The sequence below is a fragment of the Pseudomonas sp. genome (assembly GCF_032058845.1).
Classification (GTDB): Bacteria; Pseudomonadota; Gammaproteobacteria; order Pseudomonadales; family Pseudomonadaceae; genus Aquipseudomonas.
The window spans coordinates 1-9,338 of sequence record NZ_DAMCCR010000133.1 but is presented as its reverse complement, the minus strand read 5'-3'; the positions used below and the strand labels follow the sequence as shown (position 1 = coordinate 9,338).

The window sequence follows — 9,338 nt, the reverse complement described above, 5'->3', positions numbered from 1 at the left end:
ACAGGTCGCGCGCCTTCCCATGGCGCTCGGCAGGTGGAACGTAATCGACCGTGTGGTTTTCGACAAACTGCTTTTGCGAAGACGGCTGGGACATAGTTTTTGAGCTCGGAGGTCGTTTTTATCGTTGTAGGAAACCGCGTCGGGGCGGCCTCTCAGCTGAAGACCATATTATGGTATTCCAACTTTTTGACAACACTGATCCGTTGAAAATCTCTGCGACTGATCCGTTTCAGCACGCTGCTCAAACTGTATGGATTTCTCTACAGCCCACGTAAACAGGGGCCTTGCGCCGCCCATCATGTTTTTCAGACGCCTGAAATTTATGCTTGCAATATGGGTATTACGGTATACCATCAGACACATCAACGATAAAAAGCGGCTCACCGCTACCCCTTCGAGGACCCTGCCATGATCGACGCAACCGTCTATAAAAACGTCTTGGGCTCGTTCCCTTCCGGCGTCACCGTCATCACCACCCTGGATGACGACGGCGCGATCGTCGGGCTGACCGCCAGTGCCTTCTCGTCCCTGTCGATGGAACCGCCGCTGGTGTTGTTCTGCCCCAACTACACCTCTGAATCCTACCCAGTGCTGATCAAGCAGAAGCGCTTTGCCATCCACCTGCTCTCAGGCGAGCAGCAGGCCGAAGCCTATGCGTTCGCACGCAAGGGCAAAGACAAGGCCGATGGCATCGAGTGGACCTTGAGCGCGCTGGGCAACCCGATTCTGGCCGGTGCCACTGCCGTCATCGAGTGCGAGTTGTGGCGCGAATACGAGGGCGGTGACCACGCCATCATGGTGGGCAAGGTACAGAACCTGATCGTGCCCGAGCAGGCGCAGCAGCCAATGATCTACTGCCGCGGCAAGATGGCCAGCCTGCCCGCTTTCGCCTGACTCCTTCTCTCTATAGCGCCGGCGCCGGGTGCGCCTGGCGAGCTCCCTGACGTCTGCCCTGGCAGACGACACCTTTCACGCGTCGAGGAATACCCCATGAAATTTTCGCTGTTCGTGCACATGGAACGTTGGGATGACAAGGTCAGCCACCGCCAGCTGTTCGAAGACCTCACCGAACTGACCCTGATGGCCGAAAAAGGCGGGTTCAGCACGGTATGGATCGGCGAGCACCACGCCATGGAATACACCATCTCGCCCAGCCCCATGCCGCTGCTGGCCTACCTGGCCGCGCGCACCGAGACCATCCACCTGGGCGCCGGCACCATCATCGCGCCGTTCTGGAACCCGATCCGCGTAGCCGGTGAATGCGCCCTGCTCGACGTGATCAGCAATGGTCGTATGGAAGTGGGCCTGGCCCGTGGCGCCTACCAGTTCGAGTTCGACCGTATGGCCAATGGCATGCCCGCCACCGATGGCGGCAAGGCCCTGCGCGAAATGGTGCCGGTGGTCCGCAAGTTGTGGGAAGGCGATTACGCCTTCGAAGGCGAGGTCTACAAGTTCCCGCTGTCGACCAGCGTGCCCAAGCCTGTCCAATCCGGCATGCCGCCGATGTGGATCGCCGCTCGCGACCCGGATTCACACAACTTTGCAGTGAAAAACGGCTGCAACGTGATGGTCACCCCGCTGATGAAGGGTGACGAAGAAGTGCTGGACCTGAAAAACAAGTTCCAGGCCGCGTTGGATAACAACCCGGACGTGCCACGCCCGCAACTGATGGTGCTGCGCCACACCCACGTGCACAGCCCGGAAGAGCCAGAAGGCTGGAAGATCGGCGCCGAGGCCATCTCGCGCTTCTACCGCACCTTCGATGCCTGGTTCGGCAACAAGACCACGCCAGTGAATGGCTTCCTGGAACCCAGCCCCGAGTCGAAGTTCGCCGAAGTACCGGCGTTCGCGCTGGACAACATCCGCAAGAACACCATGATCGGCACCCCTGAAGAGATCATCGCGCGCATCAAGTACTACCAGGAACTGGGCGTCGACGAGTTCAGCTTCTGGTGTGACAACAGCCTGCCGCACGCCGAGAAGAAAAAGTCCCTCGAGCTGTTCATCAAGGACGTCGTGCCAGCCTTCGCCTGAATTCCCATTGCCTGAATGATTGCAGGATGTGCCCGCTCTGGAGACCTGAAGGTCTCCCGGTGCGGGCTTTTTTATGCAGGTGATGGTGACCTGCGATACAGATCAGTTGCACAACACCAAAGCAGTAGACCTTTGGTCATGCATGGTCGGGATTTTCGCGGCAAGCACTTGCAGAACAAATATTATGGTATACCATCAGACAACAAGACCCGATAACCTCCTCAGGAGCCGCTCATGAGTTTCGAAATCCGCAAGATCGTCACCTACTCCGAAGAAACCCGCATCGAAGGCTTTAAGGCCACCGACAAGCCCGTGACCATGGTCGGCCTGGCCGTGGTGATGAAAAACCCGTGGGCGGGTCGCGGTTTCGTTGATGATCTGAAGCCTGAAATCCGGGCCAACTGCTCGGAACTGGGCGCGTTGATGGTCGAGCGTCTGATTGCTGCCATCGGCGGCGCGGACAAGATCGAGGCCTACGGCAAAGCCGCCGTGGTCGGCGCCGATGGTGAAATCGAACACGCCTCGGCCGTGATCCACACCCTGCGTTTCGGCAACCATTACCGTGAAGCGGTACAAGCCAAGAGCTACCTGAGCTTCACCAACAAGCGCGGCGGCCCTGGCACCTCGATCCAGATCCCGATGATGCAGAAGGACGACGAAGGCCTGCGTTCGCACTACATCACCCTGGAAATGCAGATCGAAGACGCCCCGCGTGCCGACGAGATCGTCGTGGTTCTGGGCGCTGCCGACGGCGGCCGCCTGCACCCACGTATCGGCAACCGCTACATCGACCTGGAAGAACTGGCTGCCGAGAAAGCCAACGCTCAATAACAATAACCAGACGGGCCGGCGTGACGATTGAATGCGCCGGCCTGCAAGGAGCGTCATCCATGATTCAGCCTGTCGCTGAACGTACGCCGGCCGGGACCAGCTACCTGAGCCAAGGCCAGGGGCATCCCGTGGTACTGATCCACGGCGTGGGCCTGAACAAGGAAATGTGGGGCGGGCAGGTCGTTGGCCTGGCCAACGAACACCGCGTCATCTGCTACGACATGCTCGGCCACGGCCAGAGCCGCGTGCCGGCCGCCGACACGCCGCTGGAAGGCTATGCCGAGCAATTGGCCGAGCTGCTTGACCACCTGCAGATTCCCCAGGCCACCGTGATCGGGTTTTCCATGGGCGGTCTGGTGGCTCGCGCCTTTGCGCTGAACTACCCCCAACGCGTGTCGGCTCTGATTGTGCTCAACAGCGTGTTCAATCGCTCTGCCGAGCAACGTGCCGGTGTCGTCGCACGCGCCGCACAAGCCGCCGTGCTGGGCCCGGACGCCAATGTCGACGCCGCCCTGGACCGCTGGTTCAGCCGTGAGTACAAGGCTGCCAACCCCGCGCAGGTCGCCGCGATCCGCCAGACCCTGGCGCAGAACGACCCGCAGGGTTATCACACCACCTACTCGCTGTTCGCCACCCAGGACATGTACCGCGCTGACGACCTGGGCAGCATTCTGGCGCCGACCCTGATCGCCACCGGCGAGCTGGATGCCGGCTCCACGCCCGCGATGGCCCGCCAGCTGGCGGCGCGCATCCCGAATGCGCACAGTGTGGTACTTGCCGAGCAGCGCCACATGATGCCGGTGGAAGCACCGCGTGACGTCAACAAGATGCTGCTGGACTTCCTCAAGCAAGCGCGCACCCTCAACGAATCCGCAAAGGGGATTGTTGCATGACCCTCACACGTTTCCAGATGTGCATCGACGGCCAATGGGTCGACGCGCAAAGCGGCAAGACCTTCGACAGCCTCAACCCGGCCACTGCGCAAGCCTGGTCGCAACTGCCCGATGCCGACGAAAGCGATGTGGAGCTGGCCGTGCAATCGGCCCAGCGTGCCTTCGACAGCAAGGCCTGGCGCGGTCTGACCGCCACTGCGCGCGGTAAATTGCTGCGTCGCCTGGGCGACCTGATCACCGAGAACAAAGAGCACCTGGCTCAGCTGGAAAGCCGTGACAACGGCAAGCTGATCCGTGAAACCCGTGGCCAGGTCGGTTACCTGCCCGAGTTCTTCCACTACACCGCAGGCCTGGCCGACAAGCTCGAAGGCGGCACCTTGCCGTTGGACAAGCCCGACCTGTTCGCCTACACCGTGCACGAGCCGATCGGCGTGGTCGCCGGGATCATCCCGTGGAACAGCCCGCTGTACCTGACCGCGATCAAGCTGGCGCCAGCGTTGGCGGCGGGCAACACCATTGTGCTGAAACCGTCCGAGCACGCCTCGGCGACCATCCTCGAACTGGCGCGTCTGGCGCTGGAAGCCGGTTTCCCCGCTGGCGTGGTCAACGTGGTGACCGGCTACGGCCCGACCACCGGCGCTGCCCTCACCCGCCATCCGCTGGTGCGCAAGATCGCCTTCACCGGCGGCGCGGCCACTGCCCGCCACGTGGTGCGCAGCAGCGCCGAGAACTTCGCCAAGCTGTCGCTGGAACTGGGCGGCAAGTCGCCGAACATCATTTTCGCCGACGCCGACCTGGACAGCGCCATCAATGGTGCAGTCGCCGGCATCTATGCCGCCTCCGGGCAGAGCTGCGTGGCCGGTTCGCGCCTGCTGGTGCAAGACGAGATCTTCGACGAATTCGTCAGCCGGCTGATCGAGCGCGCCAAGCGCATCCGCATCGGCAACCCGCAGGATGAGACCAGCGAAATGGGCCCCATGGCTACTGCCCAGCAACTGGCCGTGGTCGAAGGCCTGGTCGCTGCGGCCAAGGCCGAAGGTGCCAAGCTGCACCTGGGCGGCAAGCGTGCCGAGGTCGAGGGTGATGGCTGGTTCTACGAGCCGACCCTGTTCGAGTGCGACAGCAACTCGATGAGCATCATGCAAGAAGAGGTGTTCGGCCCGGTCGCGGCGGTGATCCGCTTCAAGACCGAGGAAGAGGCCCTGGAAATGGCCAACGACTCGCAGTTCGGCCTGGCCGCCGGCATCTGGACCCGCGACCTGGGCCGCGCTCACCGGCTGGCGCGCGACGTGCGCTCGGGTATCATCTGGGTCAACACCTACCGCGCGGTTTCCGCCATGGCACCGATCGGTGGGTTCAAGAACAGCGGCTATGGCCGCGAAAGTGGCATCGATTCGGTGCTCGCCTATACCGAGCTGAAGACCGTGTGGATCAACCTGTCCACCGCGCCGATGCCCGACCCCTTCGTGATGCGCTAAGAGGTAATGCCCCGATGATCGAACCTGGCATCTATAAAGACGTGATGGGCTCGTTCCCGTCCGGCGTCACGGTGGTCACCACCCTGGACGCCGACGGCGGCATCGTCGGCATCACCGCCAGCGCGTTCAGCGCGCTGTCGATCGATCCGGCGCTGGTGCTGTTTTGCCCCAACTATGCATCGGACACCTACCCCATCCTGCGCGACAGCAAGAAGTTCGCGATTCACCTGTTGTCTGCTGAACAAACCGCCGAAGCTTATGCCTTCGCGGGCAAAGGCAAGGACAAGGCCAAGGCCATCGAGTGGCACCTCAGCGAGCTGGGCAACCCGCTGCTGCCCAAGGCCACGGCGATCATCGAATGTGAGCTGTGGCGTGAATACGACGGTGGCGACCACGCCATCATCGTTGGCGCGGTGAAGAATCTGGTGCTGCCGGCCGAGCCGGTCACACCAATGGTCTATCACCGCGGCAAACTCGGCGCGCTGCCGCCGTTGGGCTGATCTACCCTGTGCAGGTGTTCGCTGGCCGCGGCAGGCAGTTGCCGCTTCAGGCGCCCTCTTACACACTGCACACCCTTTTGGGGGCTACGCGACTCACCCTCGGTTGTGGCCCCCGTTTTGTTTTGGAGCACCGCAGATGAGCAACGAGAAGTACGAGAAAGGCCTGCAGATTCGCACCCAGGTACTTGGCGAGGAGTACGTCAACCGCTCGATCCAGAACGCTGACGAATTCACCAAGCCTCTGCAGGAGCTGGTCACCGAGTACTGCTGGGGCCATGTCTGGGGCCGTGATGGCTTGTCGCTCAAAGAGCGCAGCATGATAAACTTGGCCATGATTTCCGCGCTCAATCGCCCCCACGAACTCAAGCTGCACATCCGCGGCGCGCTGCGCAACGGCCTGAGCCGTGAACAGATTCGCGAGATCCTGCTCCAGGTCGGCATTTATTGCGGCGTGCCCGCGGCGGTAGACAGCTTCCGCCTCGCCCGCGAGGCCTTTGCCGAAGCCGATGCCGAGCCAACCCGATAACAACGGGCTGTTTGAACCACTGCAGGAAGCACACGGGGTTCCGGTGCTTTCGTGATGTTGGCGCACAGCCTCTATTAGAGCGCACTTGATGAAACGCCAGCCCCTCGACGACAGCTTCAAGGTCAACCGCAACCCCGTCACCCTTCGCGAAATCGTGCTCGACAAGCTGCGCGGCGCGATCATGAACTTCCATCTGCTCCCGGGCGACCGCCTGGTCGAGCGCGACCTCTGCGACCGCCTTGGCGTGAGCCGTACTTCGGTGCGCGAAGCCTTGCGCCATCTCGAATCCGAAGGTCTGGTGGAGTTCGCCGACGCCAAAGGGCCACGCGTGGCCATCATCACCCTGGAAGACGCCCGCGATATCTATGAACTGCGCTGCGTGCTCGAAGGCCTGATCGTCCAGTTGTTCACCCTCAACGCCAAGAGCAAGGACATCCGCGCCCTGGAACGGGCACTGGAAGAGAACCGCGAGTCGCTCGAACAAGGCGAACTGCAGCAGGTGCTCGAATCGGTGCAAGGCTTCTACGATGTGCTGCTCGAAGGCTCGGGCAACCGTGTCGCCGCGCAGCAGTTGCGCCAATTGCAGGCGCGCATCAGCTACCTGCGCGCGACGTCCGTGTCGCAGCAGAATCGTCGCGGCGCGAGCAATCGCGAGATGGAAAAGATCGTCGAGGCGATCAAGAGTGGCGACCCACAAGCGGCGCATCAGGCATCGGTGGATCATGTCCGCGCCGCCGCTGCCGTGGCGCTGGATTACCTGCGCCAGAAGCAGGATGACACCACGCAGATACGCCCCATTGCCGAACCCTTCACGCTCAAGGCTCCTCGCATAGGCCGCTGAACATGCCCAACGCCCCGCGCTTTTGCCCTCATTGCACCCAGGCGCTGGTTCGGGGCGTTCCCGCCGGCGACACCCACGAGCGTCTCCATTGCGCGTGCGGCTACATTCACTACGTAAACCCCAAGATCATCGCCGGCTGCATCATCGAGCGCGAAGGCAAGTACCTGCTGTGCCAGCGCGCGATCCCGCCGCGGCCGGGCACCTGGACACTGCCAGCCGGCTTCATGGAGGCCGGTGAAACCACCGAAGACGCGGCCTTGCGCGAAGTCTGGGAAGAGACCGGGGTACGCGCCGAGATCGTCTCGCCCTACTCCATCTTCAGCGTGCCGAAGATCAGCGAGGTGTACATCATTTTCCGCGCCATGACCGTCGAGGAAACCGGCGAGTACGGCCCGGAGACCTTGACGTACCGGTTCTTCGAGCCTGATGAAATCCCTTGGAACGAGATCTACTACCCCGCCATCCGGCAAATCCTGGAGCGCTACATTCTCGAGCGTCAAGCTGGGGTGTACGGCATGTACATGGGCAACGACGACACCGGGAAAGTGCACTTCATGCGCTGATAGGCGTAGTGCCAGGCTTGCGCAACTGCGTCAGCTGAAATACTGTACGCACATACAGCCACCAAGGAAGCCTTTCATGGCCAGCACCGCGTCGCAGACCCCCAGCAGCTATGTCCAACTGGGCACCCGCATTCAAAAGATCATCAACGGCCCTATCGCTCAACGCAGCCGGGCGGCGTTGATCTTTCGACAGGCCGATGAGTCCGCGCAAGACTGGGAAACCCTGCTGGAAGAGATTGCGGAAAACGATAATGTCACCTTGGCGCACCGCGACGATGGCGGAGTGCAGGTGTTCTGGACCGTGCCCAAAGATGACTGAATCGCCTGGTTGCGCCTACACCAGCGCTTGCAGGTAAGCACTGGCCTGGCGGTAGCGCGTGAGGCGCTGCCAGTCGGCGGGCCCCGGTTCGGGGATGCGGGTCAGGTCGCTGTTATCGGCAAGGTCCGCCAACTTGACCGCGCGCGCCAATGGGTCGCTGCCCAGGCGCACCACGAAATCTTCATAGGGTTCGTCGGCCCGACGGCTGAGCGCCAGCAGCGCGGCAAGAATCTTCAGGTTGAAGCCCTCGCGAGCAAGATCGGAAAGGCTCAGGCGGGTGTCTTCGATCACATCGTGCAGCACGGCAACGATGCGTTCTTCGGCCGTAGACATCCGCTTCATTACCCGCAGCGGATGCAGGATGTAGGCTGAACCACCTTTGTCGACCTGCCCGTCATGGGCAATGGCAGCGATGACAATGGCCTTTTCCAGTGTAGACATGAGGCCTCCCCGCTTATGCATATGCACGTTCAAGCATAGCTGGGAGGACACGCTCCATGCGAGCCGTGCATGTGCAGGTCGATAGGCTCAACGTGCGATGCCATGCTGAATCACCACTGAGTCAGTGCCCAGCCGCGCCATGACATCGGCTTTGCGTACCTCAGCTTCAGCCTTGCTCGAAAACGGCCCCATCAGCACCACTGGCTTGCCAGCACGGTATTCGACCGAAGAGGGAATGCCCTTCTCGATCAGACGGGCAGTCATGTCACTCAGCGCGCCCATGTTCGCGCCTTGAATCACTTCGACATCCCATCCGTCGGGCGCCGGGTGATCAGCCACCGCTTCTGCGCGGCGCTGCAGGTCCGCACCGCCACAGACTTCACGAATTTTCAGATTGCTGCCGGTGTCATCGACGATCACCTCGTACTGGCCGTCATGCTTGATCGCAACGTAGCTGCGGTACGCTTCGAACTGGCCCAGGTCGTCTTTGCCACGCACCTGCCCACACACGGTGCCTTGGGTGTCCATCCGCACGTTGGCGAACTTGGCGGTCTTGGGGTTGCTCAGGTGCTCTGCAACTTGCTTGTGCACCCCTTCGATTTCGTTCTCGCAGCCGACCAAGGCCAGTGCCACTGCTACCAATGCCAGTTTTCGCACGCGTCTATCTCCCGTTTCCAAGCGGCGGATTCTACCATGCCCGACGTGAGGCACTGGCCACCTGACCTCAACGACGAGGCCATGAGGAATGGGCGCTCTACCGAGGCGCGACACAATGCCGCGGCGCGCCTCAGCGTGAGCACAACGAAAAAGGGCGACCCTTTCGGATCGCCCTTTAACTGCCCGCCGAGCGGGACTTTATTTGGTAGGCACAATTGGACTCGAACCAACGACCCCCACCATGTCAAGGTGGTG

The 9,338-nt window shown here is 61.8% G+C and carries 12 protein-coding genes; 10 read left to right on the top strand and 2 right to left on the bottom strand.

The genetic code is table 11. The features are described 5' to 3' along the window. Positions 1 to 408: 408 nt before the first annotated feature. The 10 genes from RT028_RS18475 (at position 409) to RT028_RS18430 (ending at position 7,985) form a co-directional block, all read left to right on the top strand. Positions 409 to 894, top strand: a complete 486-nt coding sequence (locus RT028_RS18475) for a flavin reductase family protein (RefSeq protein WP_312936670.1) — start codon at positions 409 to 411, stop codon at positions 892 to 894. A 96-nt stretch (positions 895 to 990) separates the two neighbouring features. Further along, entirely contained in the window at positions 991 to 2,034 is a 1,044-nt protein-coding gene (locus RT028_RS18470) for an LLM class flavin-dependent oxidoreductase (RefSeq protein WP_312936668.1), read from the top strand. A gap of 234 nt (positions 2,035 to 2,268) precedes the next feature. Continuing rightward, positions 2,269 to 2,865, top strand: a complete 597-nt coding sequence (locus RT028_RS18465; protein WP_312936666.1) for an amino acid synthesis family protein — start codon at positions 2,269 to 2,271, stop codon at positions 2,863 to 2,865. A 59-nt stretch (positions 2,866 to 2,924) separates the two neighbouring features. Continuing rightward, on the top strand, positions 2,925 to 3,758 hold the full coding sequence (locus tag RT028_RS18460; protein ID WP_312936665.1) for an alpha/beta fold hydrolase: 834 nt from the start codon (positions 2,925 to 2,927) through the stop codon (positions 3,756 to 3,758). Further along, complete coding sequence (locus RT028_RS18455; protein ID WP_312936663.1) at positions 3,755 to 5,236, top strand: aldehyde dehydrogenase; 1,482 nt, start codon at positions 3,755 to 3,757, stop codon at positions 5,234 to 5,236. Before RT028_RS18460 ends, RT028_RS18455 begins: the two co-directional genes overlap by 4 nt. A 14-nt stretch (positions 5,237 to 5,250) precedes the next feature. Further along, positions 5,251 to 5,736 (top strand): flavin reductase family protein, encoded by a 486-nt coding sequence (locus tag RT028_RS18450; RefSeq protein ID WP_312936661.1) that lies wholly within the window; start codon positions 5,251 to 5,253, stop codon positions 5,734 to 5,736. 136 nt (positions 5,737 to 5,872) lie between these two features. Further along, positions 5,873 to 6,262 carry a carboxymuconolactone decarboxylase family protein gene (locus RT028_RS18445; protein WP_312936659.1) on the top strand — a complete coding sequence of 130 codons (390 nt, stop codon included), beginning with the start codon at positions 5,873 to 5,875 and terminating at the stop codon, positions 6,260 to 6,262. Between the two features lie 88 nt (positions 6,263 to 6,350). Then, the gene (locus RT028_RS18440; RefSeq protein ID WP_312936658.1) at positions 6,351 to 7,103 is read left to right on the top strand and encodes a GntR family transcriptional regulator; all 753 of its coding nucleotides are present in this window, start codon (positions 6,351 to 6,353) and stop codon (positions 7,101 to 7,103) included. A gap of 2 nt (positions 7,104 to 7,105) precedes the next feature. Further along, positions 7,106 to 7,666, top strand: coding sequence for an NUDIX hydrolase (locus tag RT028_RS18435; protein WP_312936657.1), 561 nt, complete (start codon positions 7,106 to 7,108; stop codon positions 7,664 to 7,666). Positions 7,667 to 7,742: 76 nt separating this feature from the next. Beyond that, positions 7,743 to 7,985, top strand: a complete 243-nt coding sequence (locus RT028_RS18430; protein WP_312936656.1) for a DUF1654 domain-containing protein — start codon at positions 7,743 to 7,745, stop codon at positions 7,983 to 7,985. A gap of 15 nt (positions 7,986 to 8,000) precedes the next feature. On the opposite strand, the gene RT028_RS18425 is transcribed toward RT028_RS18430, so the two are convergent. Together RT028_RS18425 and RT028_RS18420 are read right to left on the bottom strand one after the other, a co-directional pair. Next, positions 8,001 to 8,426: a GTP pyrophosphokinase gene (locus tag RT028_RS18425; RefSeq protein ID WP_312936655.1), complete on the bottom strand. Its 426-nt coding sequence runs from the start codon at positions 8,424 to 8,426 to the stop codon at positions 8,001 to 8,003. An 87-nt stretch (positions 8,427 to 8,513) separates the two neighbouring features. Then, complete coding sequence (locus RT028_RS18420; RefSeq protein ID WP_312936653.1) at positions 8,514 to 9,083, bottom strand: SPOR domain-containing protein; 570 nt, start codon at positions 9,081 to 9,083, stop codon at positions 8,514 to 8,516. Positions 9,084 to 9,338 lie beyond the last annotated feature (255 nt).